Raw genomic sequence first — 21612 nt, 5'->3', positions numbered from 1 at the left:
CCAACCATTATAAAGGCTTTTTTTGTGCTTAAATAATATTGCAGAAAATTCAGTTTTATATAAGGTGTTGAATTATTTTAATGCGACGCTAGTGAAAACTTACCTCAATATTATTTTCATAAGTTAAAGTGATAACTTTTACTTTGAGTAAAAGTATTCTAAGCTATATTTTACAGCAAATAAAAAGAATCCATTTTGACAAAATTTGATCAAAATGGATTCTTTATTTCAAGTATTATTATTTTTTGTCAACGTATGGATAGAAAAGCATAACTAACTGTAAATCCAAATTAGTGAAGACTAAATAATCAGTGGGGATGAAGAAAAACCCAAAGTCTCTCTTTATGGAAAATAGTCATATGTATTTTTCATAAGTAATAGAATTGTCACAACGATAAATAAATTACGTACATACCCACTACCAAGTTTAATGGCAAATTTAGAGCAATTTGTGCAAGCCTCATAGGTAAATCATAGGCATAATTTATGTGGCCTAAGTATATAAACATAATAAGGGCGGCGTTTTAAAATTTGGCATTGCCTGCTGATTTCAAAAAGTAAACGAATGGTCACTATAATGTTAAATCTTTAAAACTTCTACAAAAAACAAAAATATTCTATTTCATGTAAAAAAATAGTGTATTATGTAGGTATGATGTTTTTTACGTAAAGGGGACGTGATGACATTTGAGTTTAGGAAATCATGTAAGAGTATTTATTTGCGTAGTATTTATGGGGGTACTTGTTGGGGTTGTTTATAATGCCAAAAAAGATATAACAGATAATGAGTATATCGAAACAGTAAAAGAAGGGTATTTGGCAAGTTTTTCAGAGGTATCTGTTCGTAATGCATTTAATTATGCATTTTTTGAACCATATTGGCGGTATTATCAAGCTAAAACAGGTGAGCATGTTGTCGAATTATCAGGTGATATTACATTTCAAGGTGAAAAAGGACATGCTATTTTACAGTTTGTTGTGGATGAACAAGCCTCACAATTTACTGCCTTTGCCATGAAATTTAATGATGTTGTCTTGAGTGCCAATGAAAGACGAATGCTCATTAGTATGGTTTATGAAACTTGGCATATGAAGCAACTTGCCTATGAGTAAGGTCTTTTGCTTTGTAAAAAAACATCCATATATTAAAGTAGAGAGGAGAGCATAGAGACAGAGAGGATGTTTTCAATGAAATTAAGTATTTTAGATCAAATGCCTGTACCAAAAGGTCATACTGCAGAGGAAGCCTTTCGGCGTACAGAACAAATAGCTCTTTTAGGTGAACAACTCGGCTATCATCGTATGTGGCTAGCAGAACACCATAATAGTCAGTCACTAGCAAGTTCGGCTCCTGAGGTTACAGCTGCTTTTTTAGCTGCGAAAACAAAGCGTCTTCGCATTGGTACTGGTGGAGTTATGATGATGCACTATTCACCCTATAAGCTAGCAGAGGTCTTTAAAACATTAAGTGGTTTGGCACCGAATCGTATAGACTTTGGCGTTGGCAGAGCCCCTGGAGGCGATCATGCCTCAATTTATGCACTTGCAGAGGGAAGAAGACAACCGTTTACAGAGCAATATGATAAACTCGAAATTATTTTAAAGCTGATGAATAATCAAAAAACAGGTGAGCAAGTCTATGATCAAGTGATAGCGGCACCAGTTAATATCCAATTACCTGAGGCTTGGTTGCTAGGGTCGAGTGGTCAAAGCGCTATGCAGGCAGGACGATTAGGTGTGGGTTATTCATATGCGCAGTTTTTCACTGGAAATATGTCAAAGGATATATTTGATGCATATAGAACTTACTTTACACCTTCTTATTATATGGAGAGCTCACAAATTATCGTTACCTATGCTGCAACAGTTGCAGATACCTTAGAGGAAGCGGAATATTTGGCAAAGCCTATTGATATTACACGGCTACAATTGATGAAGGGGCAAATCATTCAAGCGATGTCGCCAGAAGAGGCAAAGGATTATCCGCTGACAGAGCTGGATAGAATGACAATTGCCGATAATCGAAAAGCTAATCTTGTCGGAACACCTAAGGAAATCTCTGAATTTTTAGTAGCAGAACAAGAACTGTATGGGTTTGATGAAGTAATGCTTAACTGCAATCAATATGCATTAGAAAGTCGCAAAAATAGCTACAAGCTACTTGCAAAGGAATTATTATAGAAAATAGCTACCTAATGCTTAGATATTAGGTAGCTATTTTTTGTGAAACTTCGTCTCTTCTCTTTAAAGAAGTGCTATTTTGTTATCTAATAATACATGTAATTCATGTAGCTTTTTAATTTCATAATGTGGTTCAATGCCGCTCGTATTTTCAATATTACGGATATTAAACCAGCAAGTATCGATCCCTGACTGCAAACCGCCTTTTATGTCTGATGTCAAAGAGTCCCCGATAATAAGCGCTTTTTCTCTATCAAAATTATCGATACGTTCAAATACATAATCGAAAAAGGCTGGCATTGGTTTTTGATAGCCTGTTTGCTCTGAAATAAAAATGCCTTTAAAATATTGCGCTAAATTGGCATCCACTAGTCGTTTATTTTGTGTAATCGTTACGCCATTTGATACAACATATAACTGATAGTGATCGGCTAGCTGAGCGATTACCTCATAGGCACCATCTACATAATGATGAGCCTGCTGCAAATATTTTTGGAAAAGCGTTTCAAAGTAGACGCCATCGACTTCGATGCCAAATTCTTTTAAAGCAATCGCAAATCGAGTGTTATGTAATGTGTTTTTTGTTACTTCCCCACGCTCGAAAGCTCGCCACATGGACTCATTAATTTCTTTGTAGCGTGCAATCATCTCTGGAGTAGCTGGTATGTTTTCCTCTTTAAACATGCGGTCAAGTACAGCATTTTCAGCTAAATCAAAATCTAGTAACGTATCATCCACGTCAAAAAATAATGTTTCATATTTCATCATGTCCGTTCCCACTTTCTTCGATGCATTGTGACTATTTCCTCTATCCATGATAACGTTTTTTTAAAAAAATAACAGTAAAATGGCCAATTACAACAATTTCCAGAATATTAGGACATGTATGCGCTTTATTATTCAATCGTTTCTAGGCAAGTGAAACCGCGGACGTTTTCTTTATTGGGTAAAAAAATGTTCGTCTAGTCCTAAAATAGCCCTTTCAGTAATTTCATATTTGAAATTACTAGCGAATATGAGACAATAGAATGCTAGAAAGGAAGATGTACGAAATATGACGACTCTACAAAAAATTACGCCCGCATATGATCCATGGGAAGCGTATTTAGATATTGAACAACATGGGCACATGACCCTATCCAATATTGAATTTACAACAACAACCCTTTGTAATATGCGTTGTGCTCACTGCGCAGTCGGCTATACATTACAAAATAAAGATCCAGAGGCACTACCAATCGACTTGCTAACGAAGCGTTTAGATGAAATTCCACATCTTAAAACAATCTCGATTACTGGTGGAGAACCCATGATGTCTAAGAAATCCGTTCAAAACTATGTATTGCCGCTATTGAAATACGCACATGAACAAGGCGTGCGAACACAAATCAACTCCAACTTAACGATGGAGCCCGAACGTTATTTACTGATTGCTCCATATTTAGATGTGCTACATATTTCCCATAACTGGGGTACTATTGATGAATTCGTTGAAACTGGCTTTGCAATGATGGAGAGAAAACCGACATATGAACAGCGTGCGGCTTTATTCCAACGCATGATTGATAACTCAAAAATGCTTGCTGAACACGGTGTCATGGTATCGGCAGAAACTATGTTAAACAAAAAAACATTACCTTACTTAGAGCACATCCACAACCAAATTATCAACGAGATGAAATGTGCACGTCACGAGGTGCATCCAATGTACCCTTCAGATTTTGCAAGTGCTCTTACGTCCTTATCACTTGAGGAAACTCGTGATGCGATTCATCACCTACTTGATATTAGAGATGAAAACACTTGGATGCTATTTGGTACGCTACCTTTCTATCCATGTAGCATGAATGAGGAAGATCAAAAGCTCTTAAAACGACTTAGAGAAGAAAAAAACGTTACGATGCGTAATGATCCAGATGGTCGCTCTCGCTTAAATGTCAATATCTTTACAGGCGATGTCATTGTGACCGATTTTGGCGACACACCTGCGCTGGGTAATATTGCAAACGATAAACTCCCAGCGATTTTTGATAAATGGATGGCAACAAATTTAGCCAAATCACTAAACTGTCACTGTCCAGCCGTAAAATGCTTAGGTCCAAACGTTCTTGTTAAAAATATGTATTATAAGGATACAAAGTTTGTTAGTGGCTCTGCCAAAGCATAAAAATGACCATGTCCAATGCAGACAATCTACATGCATTGGACATTTTTCTTTTTAAGCGATAGAAGCTTTCAATAAAAAACTGCTAAGAAGAACATTTACACTCTGACGGATAGAGTCATCGAAACGACGGATAGAAGAGATGCGATGACGGATAGAACCATCGAAACGACGGATTGAAGAGCCGAAGTGACGGATAGAACTCAATTGTGCCTATTTCGTTGTTTTAATGAAATGTATAAAAATTTAGAGAACGGGCAAAACCTTTTATGAGACTAGTTTCCATGAAAGGGGAGATATTCGATGAATATGGTTTTAACTGCAAACAAACGCCAAAAAGGACGTCAATCTTCATTAACACAGCTTAGACAAAATGGCACCATTCCTGGCGTTGTCTACGGATTTCAAATGGAATCAACAGCTATTACGTTAGATGCTAGAGCATTTGCGAAAATGCTAGCTAAGCATGGTACTAAAAGTGTTTTTCAATTAGATGTAGACGGTAAACGGATAAATGCGGTATTAACAGAAGTACAACGTTGTGCATTAAAAGGCAATGTTAAACATGTCGATTTCAAGTCAATTAATATGGCAGAGGAGCTAGAAGTGGATATTCAAGTGACTGTTATCGGTGATGCTGTCGGGGTTGCGGATGGAGGTTTCCTGTTACAGCCTAATCGTGAGGTTCGTATCAAAGTGAAGCCAACTGAAATTCCAGAAACCATTGAAATAGATGTCACGAATGTTGACATTGGGACTTCACTATACGTGGGGGATATTCGTCAACAATTTTCGTTTGAAATTTTACAAGAAGATGACTATACTTTGGTGACAGTCACGCCGCCTGCTGCTGAAAATGTGCAGGAAGATATAGTGGATGGAACACCTGAAGTAATAGAAGGTACTGGGCAAAATACAGAGAAAGCGTAAAAAGAAAAAATACTACGTCAGAAATCAGATAGCCTGATGGATGATGTAGTTTTTTTATGGGTAGCGTTTTTACATGTTCTTTAGATTATGATTTATCTTCATTTCAGATTATTTTCATGCGACTTTAGTGAAGTAAAATAGAAATACTGCATTCAATATACAAGTTTTGTATAATAGAAGAGAAAGGGTGTGGGTAGTATGATAGAACAATTTTTGACTTCGTATTTTGTCAGAAATGGGGAACACCTTGAAGTACCTCCAAAATATATTACGGATACAATTAAACAGTATACTGTAGCGAAACAAACTGCACGAACATACCGCACTGTATCGTTTTTAAAGGTCGGCCAATTAACAAAAACAATGCCACCGCAAGAGCTATTAAACTATAAATTTACAAAAAATGCAAAGCGAAATCTAACAGAGGGTTTTTCTACAATTCAGAGTTGGATTACGGAAGGTTGGATTATTGAAGAAATTGTTTTCGAACAAGATGGACGTACCGCCAAAAAAATCCATTACCGAATTGGACCAAGTCTAAAGTGTTATTTTGATGCACAGAACGAGCAGCAAACGCAAAAGTTACAAAATTATGCATTACAGTTACAAAAAAGTGCGGACATACAACCTATAGAAGAATTTCAACAAGCTGTACAACAATTAAATGAGCTTGTAGCAATGCCCATTGAAAAATTAGCACAAACGACATGGCTATTATCCTATTGGTCGATTGAAAAACGATTACGTTTTTTGCATTTTTCAATAGGCTTTTTTCAATTGGCAAATAAAGGAGTACTGTTTGATTTTAAAGAAATAGGTGCAACGCTTTTTGATAAAATTGGTGGCTCAAAAGTTTTCGACCGTGAGCAAAAAGAATTTATCGAAGAGCTAGAGCGTGTCTTCTCTATACAAACAAGCGATTGCGGATTAATTAGTTTAGGGAAAATTACACCAGTCTTTTTTGCAGGTGATTTAACGGGGACATTTAGCCAACATCAACAAGGTGTTATTCATGCATTAACAGATGATGCTATTTTAAAGGATACGTATAAAACGGGGGCGAGTATCATTTGGCTCGTTGAAAATAGGGCAATCCTAACGCGAATGGCAAAGGAAACAAGCTTTTTAAAGCGTACAAATGCCTTTATTTTATGCTTAGATGGTCAAATAAGATCTGCGCATAAAACGTTGATTCGTCAGCTAGTTACCACACAAACAGTAATTATTTGGACAGATTTTGATGTTGCAGGCTTAACAATAGCTAAGCATGCCGTACAAATAATCAATACTCCGTATAAAATCATTGCTAGGGATAATCGGATTTTTTCAGATATCGAAGCATATAAAAAATGGCTTCTTGGCGAACTTGAAATAGCTGAGCATGAACAAGAGCAGCAATTAGGAGATGTAGAACAATGGATGAAATGGATACAGTAAAGCGTGCGCCAATCTCTATTTTTAATGTTGAATCGAACACAGCTGAGCTTAAAACATCAATGCGTGATATTGCATCATTGGCTGGAGTATTAAACGAGCTAGGAAGCCAGCAAATTTATGAGTCACCACTTGAAATTTTGCGGTTTCTGAATACGATTCAGCTTTTATATGAAGAATCTCTAGGCTTAACAGAGTCTATTGAGGATACAGAAGTGCTGTATTATCGCTATCGCAATACATATATTGACGATGTCCCTCCAACCATTAAGCAACTTGATCATTTAATTTACATTTTGTCACGTAATAGCTGGCTCACGAAGCAAACGCGTCAAATAAAATTATTAGACCGAGGTAAACGGATGATGGATGCACTTATTCGTCTTGCGAACGATTCATTAGCGTATTATCTACAGGATGATATTGGGCGTTCACTTTTTCAAGCACGACGAGATGCGGAGCTTAGTGCAGCCTATGATGATAATGGCATCTCAGGAGGAAATAAAATTGCATCTATGATTCACAATGTTGAAGATGCTATTCAAAAACTGGAACTTCGTCAATTAGAATTTTTCGCTGATCGAAATGCTTTGCCTCAGCTTGAAATTATCCATCAGCTAATGCAGGAACTTGAAATAAAAATGCAAGAGCGACTTAGCCAGTTCCAAACAGTAGAAGAGAGCTTAGTGATGAGTGAGCTAGTACAACGTGGGACAGCTGTCTTATCAAAGGGAACAGCGCTTAGTCTAGGAATGCTTACGAAATATATTCGTTTTGTAACGATGCAGGATACCCCTCTCGCCGATTCGATTTCACCAGAAAAGGTACGCACATTTATAATAAATATGTATAACCCACCAATTGATTCGAATATCCCAAATGCGTACGATTTATTTAGTTTTATGGAGCAGGCACAGTATAAGGATGAGGAGCTGGACGGTATTTGGTTGCCAATTAAATTTGCTGCTCCAATAGGTGGACAAGATATTGATGATGCTATTCACTATTTAGAAACCTATGAGCCAAAAGTGAATGATCCAATTGAAACTGAAGAGGAAATCGACTTTGAAGAAACAATTGTTGAAGATGAATCCGTTCAACAACTGTTTGATGACGCAGCTTGGCAAATGACGAAGGCGGTTATTAATACGGATATAATCGAACACTACTTAGACATACACGGTGAAAGTGAGCTAGAAGAAGTGATGATTGAATCAAGCTCTGCTGAATGGGGAGATGCAATTCGATCCCTTTTAGCTGTATCAGCTTTAACGAGTAAGCAAAAGGTGAATATGAAGGAAGTATTGGACACAAAACAATTCGATAAACGATGGGAGTGGGTAGAAGATGACGACAGACGATTTACATTACAACAACATAAACGCACAACTCGCGACAATGAGTAATTTACGTGCCTACTTATCGGCTGAGGAAGAGCTAGCATTCATGCAGCTATTATTTTCATCCTCAGCTAGTGTACTAGGCAGTAATTATGGTTTAAGACGCAAGGATTTAGAAAAGTTATTAAACATAAAAAATGATGACAAGGCTTTCTATTCTTTTATTGAACGTGTAAATGCAGCAGTGAATCGCTACTTTCGAGTAATTTATGATGAAAAAAGAACACGCGTGATCATTATGATGCGAGTTTCTGCAAAGGATGCAAAATCGACGTTAAGCAAGGAAGCACTTGCTATTTTACTGTATATGTTTTATCAGCAGGAAGTACTAAATCATGAATATACTTTAATACAGCAAATATTAACCGATTTTGGACATGAGCTATTAAATGCGAGTGCTAAATTACTGAGAAATATCGACCAACTGAAAAAAATCGGTGCAGTAGAAGAAAATGAAATTTCAAAAAATGAAAAAGCCTATTCGTTAACAGCAATTGGTGTTCATATGTTTTCCGATTCGTTTTTAAGAAGAACAGCAGAATTTGCTCAGTCCACTCAGCTAAATAAAGAAGAAGTATTGAAATTTTTCAAACGCTATAATCTGTATATTCGGGAGGATGCACTATGATTCCCTATCGTCTACAGTTTAGTGGTATACGTGACTATAAACCAACGCGTATTTTATTTGGTCAAGCTAATGATCATATATTAATCACCGGTCCAAATGGCACAGGAAAATCAACTATTTCATTTTGCATGGGAGCGGTACTTTATTCGTCAAAAATCGATCTAGAGGGCTTGCGTTCAAATAATTTACCAAACCATCAAAAATGGAGAGCGATGGTGGAGCTAACCTTTAAAAATGAAGGACCTTCTCGAATTGACGCAGCACCTTTTATTTCTTTTCGTTTAGTGATTGAGCAGGATGCAAATCGAGGCGCACTGCAGCGTGAATATCATGTCCTAACAGGAGAAACAGAGGATGCATTGACGGTTAGTGATATTTATCGTTCAGGTGATACAAACCAACGTAATTTTACAACATATAAAGAAGATTTACAGTTTAAATATAAAATTGATTCAGATTTATTTTATTTAATTTGGTATCAACAAGAAGTGAATCAGTTTGCTGTGATGGCGCCAGAAGAGCGTTTTCGTCGATTTAGTGAAATGCATAATATTACTGAAATCCAGCAGTCGTGGGAAACGGCAATTGAAGGTGTTAAAGAGCTGGAACAAGAACTGATAGCTGCAAAGACAGTTGTTAAGCAGGCTGAATTTAATTTGAAAATAGCAAAAGAAGAATTTGATCGTTTAAAAAATAATAAGATCCGTCTATATGAAGCAGGAAAAGCTCATATACTTTATACCATGTCACTCGTGCAATTATACAGCAATCAAAAGCAAGAACTTGAAGAAAAACAAATAAAGCAAACGGACATTCGTCAATATACAGAGGGAAAAATTGTACAAATAAAGAAACAAATCAAAAAAGCAAAACTTTTATTACAAGAGTTACATAAAAAGCAACTGCAAATGGATGAGGAAAAGCAATCAAAATCAACATTGCTTGAGCAGTTATCCAAGAAACGAGAGACCTTGATTGTGACAGAGCAGGAATTAAAAGAGCAACTTGTTCATACAGAGGAACAGCGTAAACAGCTTAGATTTACAGAGGATGTAACAAAAGCAAAATTCAATGATGCACAAAAAGAACTAGTTATAGTTGAACAGCAATATAAACAATTACAGCAGCAATTAACAAATTTGACTATGCAAAAGGATGAGCTTAATTCAAATAGATTAACCCTTAAATGGGAGCTAGAGCAAATTGAAAAAGCGGAACAGGAAGCAATCGCACTTCTAGCAGAGCATACGAGTTCCCACCAAGTACAACAAAAAATTACACATCTTGAAGAGCGAATTCAAGAGTATTATAAGAAAAAAGTTTCCTTAGAGCAGGCACTTGAAGATACAACAATTGAAATTACACAACGTGAAAACAATCAAATATATTCAGCTCGCCAATTAGCGGGCTTACAACAATTTAAGCAACGAGATATCTTGGCTTATACATTCCGAGATTTAGTTACGTTAGCTGAAGGTGCCACAATAGAGCATGAAAATCGTTTGAATTCAATTAAATACACCATTTTTTATGATGCAAAAGAGAAAATAGCGTTTAATGATTTATATCATGTGTCGTTACGTTCAATTGTACCAGAGCGTTTAACAACTAGTTTACCAGCGCAAAAATTAGTTGTTCGACAAGGATTATCGGAAAAAGAACAAAATTTTGCCGTAAAAGCATTATGGTGGGCGCAGCAATTTTTCGAGATGCAAGCGCCAAAAATCCAAGGCGAATTATTAGTGGATGGGCAGGGCTATCGAGGTGCGCAAGAAAAAAATACAGTTATTTTAAATGATAAAATGCTGACAGAGCAGTTAAACACAATACGTCAATTAAGAACTCAACTTGACACACAGTTATCAGCAGCGACAACACAGTTTAAAGAAAACCAAATTAATTTGCAAAAGCTAAATAGTATTATAAAGGATGTACAGAAGGCAGAAGCAAGTGTTGTAGATGCTGAATTTAAGCATCATAAGCTACAGTATAAAACAAAACTAGACGAACAGTTTACAGCGTTTCAGAAACAAGAAATCCAGATGACAGCGGCACTACAAAACGAGCAAGAGAAAAAAGTAGCCATCCAATTTGAAATAGAAAAGCTAAAAACTGACCTAGATATTTATGAGCAGCTTGGAGCTTTAAAGAAAGTTCAAGAACAGCTTGCAGAGACGAAATCAAAGTTAAAAGACATGAATGATACTATTGATGAGTCGAATAGCAAGCTTAATCAATTAAAGGATGAGAGCTATAAACTTCATGATGTTTGTAGACAGAAGGAAAGTGATATTCGATCGCTTGAGCGTGATTTAACGGATGCGGAAAATGATGTACAAGGGACGAAGAAGATGCTTGCCAAATATCAGGAAGAATTAGAAGTGGCAGAGGCTTCCACTTTGCAAGAACAACTCTGTTTGGAAGAGCTAGCAACAATTATTCCAGATATTTTTGCTGAAGTACAAGAAGTGGCTCTAGTAATAAATAGTACTGTGACAAAGTTGAAAAATGAAAATACCACAGCCCGTATTAACTTTGAGAATGCACGAGTAGAAGATGTGAATCCGGAGGCAGAGCGTAATTATATTGCAGTAAAAAATGACTTTAACCTAAAAAAAGAGACTGTAGATCGGACACAGGAATACTTAGAAATCCACAGGAATCGAGCATTAGATAATGAGAATCGTCTTGAAACGACCATCAATATGAATGTTCTTAAAATTAACAATTTATTTACGAAATATATGGATGAATTCCAATTTGAAGGAAAAATTGAATATGAACGTTTTGAAGATAAAAAAGGTCGTACGATTTTTAAATTATATATTAAGGCACGGAAAATAGGTCATAGTGGCCGATTAGAAGATGTTGGCACAAAGGCCAGACATGGTAAGCTAGGAAAAGGTGTGTCAGGTGGTGAAGAATCATTAAGCTCACTATTATTTGCACTTGCCCTGCTACAAAATTTAAATACTTCACCAAGCTTCATCGTCCTAGATGAATTTGACAGTGCATTAGATGAGGAGCGGAAAGAAAAAGTGTTTGATTTGTATGTAAACGAATTACAACGAAAACTTATTATTTTATCTCCTAAGGCTCACGATGACCATTATTATAATAAGTTTTCAACTGTTGTCGTCGTCGAGCACGATTCGGCAGTACCGATTAGTCGTACAAAAACGATTCGATTGCTCACGCATTAGGTAAGAATCAGAGAAAATATATAATAGGAGCCGTTTTGGTAGTATCCCCTTTAAGTAGAAAATGTTAAAAGAGCTATAATAATCTGTAGTTAACATTCTACTTAAAGGGGATTTTTTGATGCCTGAAAAAAATAAATCGTATACAAATGATTTTAAATTAGAAATCATAAGAAAGAATGTGTGAACTAGGCGTGCAATCAATTATTCTCAAGAAGCGTTGTGTGTGGAAAAATCGTATTTCACGTGTATTCGATAATGTGTAGAGTGTATTTTTAAGGAACATACAGAAAATAAAGTATCGTTATGAATATTAAGTATTTACCTACAAAAGATGGATTCCTTCTGATCAAGGACACCAGTACACGTCAATCAAATACCATAAACAAGTTGAACAACTGGGCATAATCGGCGGCCATTCACGTAAAGGGAACTGCCATGATGCGTGTATCGAATCCTTCTGCTCATATTTTAAGAGTGAATGTTTATATCTCTTAGCTGACAATTCGGTGGATGAAGTGATACAAGTCGTTGAAGAATATATTTACTTTTATAATTACCATTGCTTTCAAAAACAATCCAACCAGATGGCGCTTAGTCTCTTTTAAAACTGTCTACTTGACTGGGGAACTTAATAAGTGGCTCCTTGCAGTTTATCCAATAAACTGCTGTATAGATTTACGATAACGGAAATACATGATTAGGTACATGGCGAACGCTGCTAAAAATAGCCATGGTGGGATAAAACGCATGAGGGCAAAGGGTGTTTCAAATAAAAAAGCAAAAAGGAAAGCATAACCTTCTTTGTCCCATAAACCTGGTGTAAAATAAGCATCTTTTATATGTAGATACTTAGAAAAGTTGTTATTTTTATTATAAAAAATCATAAACCATATAAAAGTGAGTATCGCCCAATTACTGGAATGTTTCATTAATCTTTTATATTTTGCAATTTGGGAATCATTATCAGAAAATAATTGATCGTTACCATCTTTTCTTTTTAACCAATAATAGGTACCATCAAACGATTTTTCTTTTAATGCTTGCCATCCAAAATCCTCATATAACTGTTTATAGTTAGTTCGGTCTTCTCTCTGAAGATCTTGCTGATAATCAATACGGATAACTTGTTCAAGATCAGCCGTATTTTTAAATGTATAAAAACCAATAGAATTTATTTTTGTACAAACCCATCCTTTGGACAACATATCATTTAACTATTGCTCTTCCTTATCGATATCAAAAAAGATTTTAAACTTTTTCATATCCATCAGCTCCCTCATATAAAGATAATATTCGCTGCAATCTTTGTTGCTCGGCTGCTAATATTTCTAGTCCCTCAGCTGTTGTTTGATAAACCTTGCGCCTCGTATCCTGTGACTCTACAGGAGAAATCCAATGATATTTCAACAAATTTTCAATTGCCCCATACATGGTGCCAGCAGCAATTCTTACACTACCAGCGCTCATTTCCTCGATTTTTTGCATCATTGCGTAGCCGTGTAACGGTTCGCGTAAGGCGAGTAGAATATAATGCATGGTTTCAGATAAAGGTAGTAATTTATGTTTTTTCACAAGTTCACCTCATATACAGTTCAACTATATAGTTTGATTATATATAGTTGAACTGTATATTGCAAGCGAATAAAAAAAGACAATGCACCTTTTTGCATTGTCCTGTAAGCTTATACGACAGCGCTCTTCACGCCAGTCCATCTCATAAATAATTTTTCGTTAAAAGTTAAAGCAAATTGTACAATCGGTCCAAGTCCAAAAGCCATTAGAGCTGTTCCAATCCCAATAGGGCCACCAAGTAAAAAGCCAAGTATTGCTACTGTAACTTCCATCGTTGTACGAGCGCGCGTAACACTCCAGTTCAGCTTATGGACCATAAGAAGCATTAACGTATCCCGTGGACCAATTCCTAAGTTTGCCACCATATACATGCCACAGCCCCAACCTAATAAAACTAATCCAGATATATAAGCAAGTAGCTGCATCCATAAACCATCGATATCAGGAAGCCAATAATTAAAAATATCAATAAAAATACCAGCTAAAAACATATCTATAAATGTGCCTGGCAGTGGAAATTTCTTCGTAACTAGCATATCAAATACTAAAATGGCAAGGCCCATTAAGATGGACCAGGTGCCGATAGTTAAGCCGAATGTTTTAGTTAAACCAATATGCAGAACATCCCAAGAACCAACCCCAAATATTTGACCTTTAATCGTTAATGTTATGCCAAAAGACAGTACTAAAATGCCTGTAAAGAAAAACAGACAGCGAGTGAAAAAAGCTTGCTTCATCATTAAAACCCTCATTCTAAAAATTCATGTTGTCTAACAAGTTATTATAGCAATAGATTGAGAAAAATCCCGAAGATAGTCATTTCGCATTTTTCAAAAAAAGGCGGTTTAGCTTAGCTAAGGGAGGGCAAGATAGATATGAAGATGAAAGGATGGGATGAAATGACTTCTGTACGTGATGAAATTTTAGAAGTTTTGAATCGTGAAAAAATAGGAACGATGGCGACGGTAGAAAACGGTAAACCCTACTCCCGTTACATGACATTCCAACATGATGATTTTGTATTATATACAGTGACGAATAAGCACTCCGGAAAAATGGAAGAGCTTCGCAATAACCCATATACCCATATTTTATATGGCTATGAAAATGGAGGCTTTGGTGATACGTATGTTGAAATAGAGGGCAGGCTCACAGAAGTACACGAAGAAGGCATAAAAAATAAGATAGCAGAATTTTTTACTAGTATTTTCGTTGGCAATCAGGATGAAATGGTGACATTAAAAATCGAACCCATTCGCATGCGCTTGATGAATAAAAAAGGACAGCCACCTAAAGAATTAGAATTTACAAACGACCATTAATATGTGGTCGTTTTTCTTGTCACCAAAGCAAAGTTATATCCCATAAATCTTGAATTTGAACAAATATTCGTGCATGATAGTGCTTAAAGAAAAAAAGGAGTGCAGAGAATGACAAACAAACTACAACAGCTTGCACAAAATATTTTGTCATCGCAAGGAAAAATAGAAGCCGACTTTATTTTGCGTAACGCACAAATTGCGGATGTTTATTCATTGACGTGGAAAAAAGCAGATTTAGTCGTTAACAATGGACAAATTGTAGCGCTTGATACCATGCATAAATTTAAAGCTAAAAAAGAAGAGGATGCAGCAGGGAAATATGTTGTGCCTGGACTTATTGATGGGCATATACATATTGAGTCATCAATGCTAACGCCTGCAGAATTTAGCCGTGTATTGATTCCACACGGCATCACAACTGTTATGACAGATCCACATGAGATTGCTAATGTTGCAGGTGCTGAAGGCATACAGTTTATGTTAGATGATGCAAAAAAAGCTGATATGGACATTTTTGTTATGCTGCCATCCAGTGTTCCAGGGACTCATTTTGAAAATGCAGGAGCAACGCTTACAGCTGCTGATTTAGAGCCTTTTTTAAAACATGAAGATGTCCGTGGATTAGCAGAGGTCATGGATTTTCCTGCTGTCTTAAATGGGGAAGCGGGCATGCTCGAAAAAATAATTCTTTCGCAACAGGCTAATCTTGTTGTAGATGGGCATTGTGCGGGCTTAAATAGCCAGCAAATCACAGGATATCGCGCCGCTGGTATCCATACAGATCATGAATGTGTTACTGCACAGGAGGCTATTGATCGTGTAGTGCAGGGGATGTATGTACTAATTCGTGAAGGCTCAGCAGCAAAAAATTTACGTGATTTATTGCCAGCTGTCAATGCAACGAATGCTCGTCGTTTTGGTTTTTGTACAGATGATAAATACGTTGACGAGCTGATGGATGAAGGTAGCATTAATTTTGATGTAGCAATGGCAATTGAAGAAGGTATGTCACCATTGCAGGCCATTCAGCTTGCAACAGTTAATACAGCTGAGTGCTATCGTTTATACGACCGAGGTGTTTTAGCACCAGGCTATAAGGCAGATTTTGTGTTAATCGAAGATATAGACACTATGCGTGCAAAGGCTGTTTGGAAAAATGGCCTAAAGGTTGCTGAAGATGGTGAGATGATAACTAGTCGCATAGAACCTGATGTACCTGCACATATCCATCGCTCTGTGCATTTACCAACTGTAACCAAGGACATGCTTAAAATTCCATTTACAAAGGGAACAAAGGCCAATGTCATCGAAATTATCCCCAATCAGCTGATCACCAATCATTTAGTAATGGATGTTCCTGTGAAAGAAGGTGTATTTGCACCGTCAGTAAAACAGGATCTACTGAAGCTTGCAGTCATTGAGCGTCATCACAATTTGCATACGACAGGTCTTGGCATTGTCAAGGGCTTTGGTTTACAAAAAGGAGCCGTAGCTACAACTGTTGCCCATGATTCGCATAATGCATTGGTGGTTGGTACGAATGATGACGATATGTTACTAGCGCTATCACGTATTCAAGAAATTCAAGGTGGTTTTGTGATTGTAGCTGATGGTAAGATTTTAGCAGAAATGCCTCTTACCATTGGAGGTTTAATGACAGATACGTCAGCAAAAGAGGCTAAGAAGCAATTAGCGGGTTTGCATAACGCCTTACATGAGTTAAACCCAGCATTAAATTTCCATTTTCTATTAACGTTCTCATTTGTCGCTTTACCTGTTATTCCTACATTAAAGTTAACGGACACAGGGCTATTTGATGTTACAGCTTTCCAACATATTCCGGTTGAAGCGGAAGTCTAACATTGCAAAACGACCAAAAAGCATAGCAGCTTTCTGGTCGTTTTGTCATATTAAAGAGTGCGAGCTTTTAACTGCTTATTTAATATTGTTGCTTGTGCTAAAGCCTGTTCATCGTTAACTATTTCTCCAGGCTTGTTTGCATTGCCAATAATATAAGAAGAGAATGGCATCTTTAAAAAGTCAAAGATATACTGGAATTGATGAATCAATGGTAGACCCTTGATATGCGGATCATCTCCACCAACAGCAAGGACAATCGCCTCAGTAGTTTGTAGTTTTTCCTTTAGCTGTGGAAAGCGCTCATCACGAATAGCATGACTCAGTCGATCCACCATATTTTTCATTATACCTGACATACTATACCAATAAATAGGTGTTGCAAAAATCACAATATCACTTGTTAGGAACGCTTGAATAATTTGATCATAATCATCAGCTACAAACTGAAAGCCATTGTCATCGTGACGCAAATCATGAATGGGTTCAATCGTTACATTTTTTAGATCTATTTTTTTATGAGGGATACCCTTTAATACATAGTCAGTTAGTTGTTCACTATTACTATTTGCTCTAGAACTACCAATAAATGCGGTGATGTTCATTTGAATCCTCCTCTTTGTTTCAAGTTACAACTAGTGTAAACTTATTTTTATTATCGATAAAGTTGAATGTTCCGATGAAATGTATCGAAAAAAACGATTTAGAGGTGAAAGCGATGGATATGAAACAGCTTCAAACGTTTTTAACAGCTTCAGAAACGTTAAGCTTTACAAAAACAGCACAGCTACTAGATTATGCACAATCCAGTATTACAGCACAAATTAAATCACTTGAAGAGGAGCTTGGAGTAGCCCTTTTTGAGAGGCTTGGAAAACGTATTACGCTTACGGAAGAGGGGAAGCGACTACAACAGTACGCCAAAAAAATGCTGGACTTAGATATGGAAATGAAAAAGTCCTTGTTAAACGATCAAGTTCAAGCTGTGTTAAAAATAGGTGCACAGGAAAGTCAATGTGTGTACCGTCTTCCACCTATTTTGCAGCAATTTCAAAAAACTCATCCTCATGTAAAAATAATTTTTAAACCGGTACATACAACTGAAATCGCTAAAGACTTATTACAGTCAGGGAATCTTGATGTGGCATTTATTACAGATACTTACAAGGAAACACCTATGATACATCGAGAACGACTTATTGAAGAGCAATTAATTTTTGTTAGTGCGCCAACAAAAGGTAAAGTATATCATGCATTGTCTGCACAGCATCTTTCAAATGAAACGCTTATTCTTACAGAAAATGGGTGCTCCTATCGTGATCAATTAGAGAATCAACTACAGCAAGAAGGTATGCTGCCATCACAAATGATTGAATTTGTCAGTATTGAAGCTATTAAACAATGTGTAATGGCTGGCTTAGGTATTACATTCTTACCCAAAATGGTGGTAGAAAAAGAATTAGTGAATGGCTGTTTAATAGAGTTACAGACATCTATAAACTTGGCTTCGATTTTTACTGATATTGCTTGTCATAAAGATAAACATATACAGCCTTATCTTAGGGATTTCATAGAAATTGCGAAGGAGTGGTATCAAACATTTTGAAAAAAGAGCCTGAACGAATCAGGCATCCGATTGGAGAAGACTAATAATCGGTGGGGGATTGAGATCCCACTGGTTATGTTTCATTTTATTGTTTCTTTAAAGTTCCAGAAAAATTAGTACCTTCATTATGTCCTGCACGACAATCAACTTCAGTAATCTTTAATGCTTGATCAAGGCGTTCCAATTCTAACACACAACGATTGCCGTTGGAGGACTTGTTCATTACGGCCTTATTGTTCGAGGTAATCGTTGCTGTTCCACTGACACTACCTGCAGCAGTTCCATCGTTGGCAGTGATGAAAATGCTAAAACTATTGCTTGTTGCTTTAGAAATAATAGCTTCACGGCGGTTAAAATCAGTAGCACCTTTACCCCATTTATAGTAATACGAATAACTACCTTCCCAAGCACTTTTAGTAGGTGTTGTGAGTTGCATTGTTTTATCTAGCTGATTTTGGCCATTTTTCGCTCGTGTATTTAAAGAAGCATTAGTCGTATTATCATGCATGGCTTGTGCATACTCTGAAATTTCATAAAAATTTCTTTCATCCATACGGTAGAGCATTGTAACGACTTCAGCGCGTGTCATATTGTTTGTAACCCCAAAAAATTTCTGCAAATTGCGATCTTCATACTGAGGATTTTGACCAGTGGAAATGTAATAATCTATTAAAAACTGAATTGATTGATCTAATCCACTTTTGCCATGTGCTAAGTGGGTAATTGCCTGTGCTACGACACCACGCTTCACGGTAGCTGCTCGAATATTGTTATCAAAATATCCATTTAAAGGAACACCGTAGCTTGCAAGACGATTGTAATATTCATCAGACCAGTTTGCAGCAGGAGTTTGTTTTTTTATCTCATCATACGGTGATTCTAGCTCATAAAAATTGGCCAGCAGTTTTGCAAATTGTTGCTCTGTGATGGTAGCATTAGGTTTAAATGTACCATCTGCAAAGCCATTAACGATGTCATATTCCTCTGCCCACATGATAGCTTCATAGGCATAGTGATCTTTTGACACATCTTTAAAGCCAGCAGCTTGTACAGTGAATCCATTTGCCACAACAAGTAGTGAAAGCAATAAAGTGCACACTAATTTTTTCATTAGTCTCATTCATCCTTTCTAGCGAGTGATGTTAATAGTTTGCAGGATATGGATAAAAAATGCAAATTATTCTAGTTTAGTAGGGCGCTGGAGAAATAATAAGATAGGCGATTACTAGGAAAGAAGGAATAACAAGGGATGAATAGTTTCAATAAATACCTCCAAAAATGGATGCCTATTTTAACGCCGCTTAGTTTAGTGGTTGGTGTACTGCTAGAGAATGTAGGGCATCAGCTTTTATTTTTAGTGCCATGGCTTTTTGCCTTTATGACGTTTGCAGGTAGTTTGAGTATGAATTTTGAAGCAATAAAAAGTCTAAAAAAATATCCAGCAGTTATCTTCATAGCTATTGCATTTTTACATCTACTAATGCCAGTTTGGGCTTATTTTGTATCAACGATCATCTTTGACGATCATTTACTAACAATCGGCTTTGTGTTGGCTGTTGCGATACCAACAGGGGTGACGAGTTTTATTTGGGTAAGTATTTGTCGGGGACATCTTGTATTATGTCTTGCGATTATTTTAATTGATACACTTTTATCACCCATTGTCATTCCGGCTTTACTACATATTGTTGTGGGGCAAACAATCAAAATTGATACTACTGGTCTGATTTTAGATTTATTATGGATGATTGTTGTGCCGTCAATTGTAGGTGTTGCGTTGAATGAGTTCACCAAAGGAAATATTGCTGTGACACTAGGAAAAAAATTAGCTCCTTTTTCAAAGCTAAGTTTGTTTAGCATTGTGATGATTAATAGTAGCGCGATTGCTCCGTATATGAAAAATATTAGCTGGGAACTTGTCGGTGTTATTTTGGTTGTATTTGTACTAGCCGTATCAGGCTATGTTTTTTGTTTAGCACTAGGTCATATTCTTTGGAAAGATACTAGTATCATTACGATGTTCGTTTTTACAGGAGGGATGCGCAATATTGCAGTTGGGGTTGTCATTGCGACCACGTATTTTCCAGCCAAAACAGTCATGCCAGTTGTGTTCGGCATGTTATTCCAGCAAGTGCTTGCCTCGCTCTTTAGTCGTGTAATTGAAAAATATCAGTTGAAATACGGGGAAAGGCTTCAGACATGAGAAAATATTCGCTATCCTATGACAGGAAGCGAATATTTTTGCTAGTGCTTGTTGTCTGGGCAAAAGGTGATGAAAAAACTTTTTCTAAAGAAATTTCATAAAAGTGTTGAACTTTCTTTATATGAAGCATATTCCTAAGGGAAACATCATTGAAGAAAGAAGAGTGTGTGAATGAAAGAGTTAGATGATTGGAAGCTGACGATTCTTCCGTTAGTTATTTTACTGATTCTTACACTTTTATGGAAACTAACAGAATCTGTTGGAGCGGGAATGATGATCATTGTTTTCTGGATATGTTGGCGTCAGCTTGTAAAGAAAATCGCTCGTTAATATATTTAGATTTTTATATAAAAGCATCGTTTGATTCCAATATCAAACGATGTTTTTTTATGGTAGGCTCTTCTAATTTGGTGCCTATTTCAAACTTTTGCATGATTCAAACATTTAGTAAAAGTAGTATACTTCTGAAAAGCAATTCAAAAAGGGGTGACAACATGATTAAAGGTTTGTATGAAGCGCATTTACCAGTCAGTAATTTACAAAGATCTATTGCCTTCTATGAAAAGCTAGGGCTTGAGTTGGCATATGTACGAGATCGGTTAGCATTTTTTTGGATCGTTAAGGGGGAAAGTTGGATTGGGCTTTGGGAAAGTAACCATGTTAATTTAGACTATCATCCTTCAATACGCCATATTGCCTTTAAAGTTGATGAGGCAGATTTTAAGCATGTAAAGGAATGGCTACAATCCATCGACATTGAAATAAGAAAAGCATTTGGATTTACGCCACAGCAGCAACCGCTTGTATTGCCAAATCATCCTCATGCACACGCAGCTATTTATTTTGCAGATCCAGATGGCAACTCAATTGAGCTAATTGCCCCGTTAAACTTGGATATGAAAGAGGGTTTTCCTATGATGACTTTGGAACAATGGTATGGAAAATGAAAAGGTATGAGATTTAGTAACAATACATATTTTTAAAAAGTGGGAAATACTTATAGAACATTAAAAAATTGGCTCTTCACCATAACTTGGGGTTGACCATATAAAAATTCAATAAATTTACATTGAAGTATAGAAAAAAAGTGAAAACTCACGTATCGTAATTGT

Annotated in this window: 20 protein-coding genes and 1 pseudogene; 14 read left to right on the top strand and 7 right to left on the bottom strand. The window is 36.5% G+C overall.

The window, feature by feature from the left end; translation table 11 throughout:
* Positions 1-342 precede the first annotated feature (342 nt).
* Positions 343-557, bottom strand: a pseudogene (locus ACIQXF_RS22030) (hypothetical protein); the annotation flags it as partial.
* 130 nt (positions 558-687) lie between these two features.
* On the opposite strand from ACIQXF_RS22030, the gene ACIQXF_RS22025 reads away from it, so the two are divergent.
* Positions 688-1113 carry a hypothetical protein gene (locus ACIQXF_RS22025; protein ID WP_402787699.1) on the top strand — a complete coding sequence of 142 codons (426 nt, stop codon included), beginning with the start codon at positions 688-690 and terminating at the stop codon, positions 1111-1113.
* 75 nt (positions 1114-1188) lie between these two features.
* Positions 1189-2181, top strand: a complete 993-nt coding sequence (locus tag ACIQXF_RS22020) for an LLM class flavin-dependent oxidoreductase (RefSeq protein WP_402787697.1) — start codon at positions 1189-1191, stop codon at positions 2179-2181.
* A 63-nt stretch (positions 2182-2244) separates the two neighbouring features.
* On the opposite strand, the gene ACIQXF_RS22015 is transcribed toward ACIQXF_RS22020, so the two are convergent.
* Positions 2245-2949, bottom strand: coding sequence for a YjjG family noncanonical pyrimidine nucleotidase (locus tag ACIQXF_RS22015; RefSeq protein WP_402787694.1), 705 nt, complete (start codon positions 2947-2949; stop codon positions 2245-2247).
* A gap of 286 nt (positions 2950-3235) precedes the next feature.
* Here ACIQXF_RS22015 and yfkAB point away from each other — a divergent pair, with 286 nt between their 5' ends.
* The 6 genes from yfkAB to ACIQXF_RS21985 all read left to right on the top strand — a co-directional run bounded on the left by yfkAB (position 3236) and on the right by ACIQXF_RS21985 (position 11940).
* Complete coding sequence (gene yfkAB, locus ACIQXF_RS22010) at positions 3236-4348, top strand: radical SAM/CxCxxxxC motif protein YfkAB (RefSeq protein WP_402787691.1); 1113 nt, start codon at positions 3236-3238, stop codon at positions 4346-4348.
* Positions 4349-4648: 300 nt separating this feature from the next.
* Positions 4649-5275, top strand: a complete 627-nt coding sequence (locus tag ACIQXF_RS22005; RefSeq protein WP_402787688.1) for a 50S ribosomal protein L25/general stress protein Ctc — start codon at positions 4649-4651, stop codon at positions 5273-5275.
* Positions 5276-5473: 198 nt separating this feature from the next.
* A complete protein-coding gene (locus tag ACIQXF_RS22000; RefSeq protein ID WP_402787685.1) occupies positions 5474-6712 on the top strand; it encodes a DUF2399 domain-containing protein in 1239 nt (412 codons plus the stop codon).
* On the top strand, positions 6691-8115 hold the full coding sequence (locus tag ACIQXF_RS21995; RefSeq protein WP_402787682.1) for a hypothetical protein: 1425 nt from the start codon (positions 6691-6693) through the stop codon (positions 8113-8115). The genes ACIQXF_RS22000 and ACIQXF_RS21995 overlap by 22 nt, the downstream gene beginning before the upstream one ends.
* On the top strand, positions 8057-8737 hold the full coding sequence (locus ACIQXF_RS21990) for a hypothetical protein (protein WP_402787679.1): 681 nt from the start codon (positions 8057-8059) through the stop codon (positions 8735-8737). Before ACIQXF_RS21995 ends, ACIQXF_RS21990 begins: the two co-directional genes overlap by 59 nt.
* A complete protein-coding gene (locus tag ACIQXF_RS21985) occupies positions 8734-11940 on the top strand; it encodes an AAA family ATPase (protein WP_402787676.1) in 3207 nt (1068 codons plus the stop codon). Before ACIQXF_RS21990 ends, ACIQXF_RS21985 begins: the two co-directional genes overlap by 4 nt.
* A 650-nt stretch (positions 11941-12590) precedes the next feature.
* Here the strand turns inward: ACIQXF_RS21985 and ACIQXF_RS21975 are convergent.
* The 3 genes from ACIQXF_RS21975 to ACIQXF_RS21965 form a co-directional block, all read right to left on the bottom strand.
* Positions 12591-13145 (bottom strand): DUF2812 domain-containing protein, encoded by a 555-nt coding sequence (locus tag ACIQXF_RS21975; RefSeq protein WP_402787673.1) that lies wholly within the window; start codon positions 13143-13145, stop codon positions 12591-12593.
* A 43-nt stretch (positions 13146-13188) separates the two neighbouring features.
* Positions 13189-13476 carry a PadR family transcriptional regulator gene (locus tag ACIQXF_RS21970; protein ID WP_402787710.1) on the bottom strand — a complete coding sequence of 96 codons (288 nt, stop codon included), beginning with the start codon at positions 13474-13476 and terminating at the stop codon, positions 13189-13191.
* A gap of 146 nt (positions 13477-13622) precedes the next feature.
* Positions 13623-14249: a YczE/YyaS/YitT family protein gene (locus ACIQXF_RS21965; RefSeq protein WP_402787707.1), complete on the bottom strand. Its 627-nt coding sequence runs from the start codon at positions 14247-14249 to the stop codon at positions 13623-13625.
* Between the two features lie 162 nt (positions 14250-14411).
* Between ACIQXF_RS21965 and ACIQXF_RS21960 the strand changes: the two genes are divergently transcribed.
* Complete coding sequence (locus ACIQXF_RS21960; protein WP_402787704.1) at positions 14412-14834, top strand: pyridoxamine 5'-phosphate oxidase family protein; 423 nt, start codon at positions 14412-14414, stop codon at positions 14832-14834.
* A 108-nt stretch (positions 14835-14942) separates the two neighbouring features.
* Positions 14943-16694, top strand: coding sequence for an adenine deaminase (gene ade, locus ACIQXF_RS21955; protein ID WP_402787670.1), 1752 nt, complete (start codon positions 14943-14945; stop codon positions 16692-16694).
* 50 nt (positions 16695-16744) lie between these two features.
* On the opposite strand, the gene ACIQXF_RS21950 is transcribed toward ade, so the two are convergent.
* The gene (locus tag ACIQXF_RS21950; RefSeq protein WP_402787667.1) at positions 16745-17296 is read right to left on the bottom strand and encodes a flavodoxin family protein; all 552 of its coding nucleotides are present in this window, start codon (positions 17294-17296) and stop codon (positions 16745-16747) included.
* Between the two features lie 113 nt (positions 17297-17409).
* Between ACIQXF_RS21950 and ACIQXF_RS21945 the strand changes: the two genes are divergently transcribed.
* Positions 17410-18297, top strand: coding sequence for a LysR family transcriptional regulator (locus tag ACIQXF_RS21945; RefSeq protein WP_402787702.1), 888 nt, complete (start codon positions 17410-17412; stop codon positions 18295-18297).
* Positions 18298-18382: 85 nt separating this feature from the next.
* Here the strand turns inward: ACIQXF_RS21945 and ACIQXF_RS21940 are convergent, their stop codons facing one another.
* The gene (locus ACIQXF_RS21940; protein ID WP_402787664.1) at positions 18383-19408 is read right to left on the bottom strand and encodes an S-layer homology domain-containing protein; all 1026 of its coding nucleotides are present in this window, start codon (positions 19406-19408) and stop codon (positions 18383-18385) included.
* Positions 19409-19579: 171 nt separating this feature from the next.
* Here ACIQXF_RS21940 and ACIQXF_RS21935 point away from each other — a divergent pair, with 171 nt between their 5' ends.
* The 3 genes from ACIQXF_RS21935 (at position 19580) to ACIQXF_RS21925 (ending at position 21447) form a co-directional block, all read left to right on the top strand.
* Complete coding sequence (locus ACIQXF_RS21935) at positions 19580-20500, top strand: bile acid:sodium symporter family protein (RefSeq protein WP_402787661.1); 921 nt, start codon at positions 19580-19582, stop codon at positions 20498-20500.
* Between the two features lie 171 nt (positions 20501-20671).
* The gene (locus ACIQXF_RS21930) at positions 20672-20830 is read left to right on the top strand and encodes a hypothetical protein (protein ID WP_402787659.1); all 159 of its coding nucleotides are present in this window, start codon (positions 20672-20674) and stop codon (positions 20828-20830) included.
* Positions 20831-20994: 164 nt separating this feature from the next.
* Complete coding sequence (locus ACIQXF_RS21925; RefSeq protein WP_402787656.1) at positions 20995-21447, top strand: VOC family protein; 453 nt, start codon at positions 20995-20997, stop codon at positions 21445-21447.
* The last annotated feature ends 165 nt before the right edge of the window (positions 21448-21612 follow it).

Origin of the sequence: Lysinibacillus sp. NPDC097231 (assembly GCF_044761885.1) — a bacterium.
GTDB lineage: Bacteria > Bacillota > Bacilli > Bacillales_A > Planococcaceae > Lysinibacillus.
This window is presented reverse-complemented; position numbering and strand designations above follow the sequence as displayed.

Bases quoted from the DNA above. Each gene is read 5' to 3' on its own strand.
- yfkAB (WP_402787691.1), top strand. From the start codon at position 3,236: ATGACGACTCTACAAAAAATTACGCCCGCATATGATCCATGGGAAGCG.
- ade (WP_402787670.1), top strand. From the start codon at position 14,943: ATGACAAACAAACTACAACAGCTTGCACAAAATATTTTGTCATCGCAA.
- ACIQXF_RS21960 (WP_402787704.1), top strand. From the start codon at position 14,412: ATGACTTCTGTACGTGATGAAATTTTAGAAGTTTTGAATCGTGAAAAA.
- ACIQXF_RS22015 (WP_402787694.1), bottom strand. From the start codon at position 2,949: ATGATGAAATATGAAACATTATTTTTTGACGTGGATGATACGTTACTA.
- ACIQXF_RS22000 (WP_402787685.1), top strand. From the start codon at position 5,474: ATGATAGAACAATTTTTGACTTCGTATTTTGTCAGAAATGGGGAACAC.
- ACIQXF_RS21990 (WP_402787679.1), top strand. From the start codon at position 8,057: ATGACGACAGACGATTTACATTACAACAACATAAACGCACAACTCGCG.
- ACIQXF_RS21950 (WP_402787667.1), bottom strand. From the start codon at position 17,296: ATGAACATCACCGCATTTATTGGTAGTTCTAGAGCAAATAGTAATAGT.
- ACIQXF_RS21965 (WP_402787707.1), bottom strand. From the start codon at position 14,249: ATGAAGCAAGCTTTTTTCACTCGCTGTCTGTTTTTCTTTACAGGCATT.
- ACIQXF_RS21930 (WP_402787659.1), top strand. From the start codon at position 20,672: ATGAAAGAGTTAGATGATTGGAAGCTGACGATTCTTCCGTTAGTTATT.
- ACIQXF_RS21945 (WP_402787702.1), top strand. From the start codon at position 17,410: ATGGATATGAAACAGCTTCAAACGTTTTTAACAGCTTCAGAAACGTTA.
- ACIQXF_RS22020 (WP_402787697.1), top strand. From the start codon at position 1,189: ATGAAATTAAGTATTTTAGATCAAATGCCTGTACCAAAAGGTCATACT.
- ACIQXF_RS21975 (WP_402787673.1), bottom strand. From the start codon at position 13,145: ATGTTGTCCAAAGGATGGGTTTGTACAAAAATAAATTCTATTGGTTTT.
- ACIQXF_RS21940 (WP_402787664.1), bottom strand. From the start codon at position 19,408: ATGAAAAAATTAGTGTGCACTTTATTGCTTTCACTACTTGTTGTGGCA.
- ACIQXF_RS22005 (WP_402787688.1), top strand. From the start codon at position 4,649: ATGAATATGGTTTTAACTGCAAACAAACGCCAAAAAGGACGTCAATCT.
- ACIQXF_RS21985 (WP_402787676.1), top strand. From the start codon at position 8,734: ATGATTCCCTATCGTCTACAGTTTAGTGGTATACGTGACTATAAACCA.
- ACIQXF_RS21925 (WP_402787656.1), top strand. From the start codon at position 20,995: ATGATTAAAGGTTTGTATGAAGCGCATTTACCAGTCAGTAATTTACAA.
- ACIQXF_RS21995 (WP_402787682.1), top strand. From the start codon at position 6,691: ATGGATGAAATGGATACAGTAAAGCGTGCGCCAATCTCTATTTTTAAT.
- ACIQXF_RS21935 (WP_402787661.1), top strand. From the start codon at position 19,580: ATGCCTATTTTAACGCCGCTTAGTTTAGTGGTTGGTGTACTGCTAGAG.
- ACIQXF_RS21970 (WP_402787710.1), bottom strand. From the start codon at position 13,476: ATGCATTATATTCTACTCGCCTTACGCGAACCGTTACACGGCTACGCA.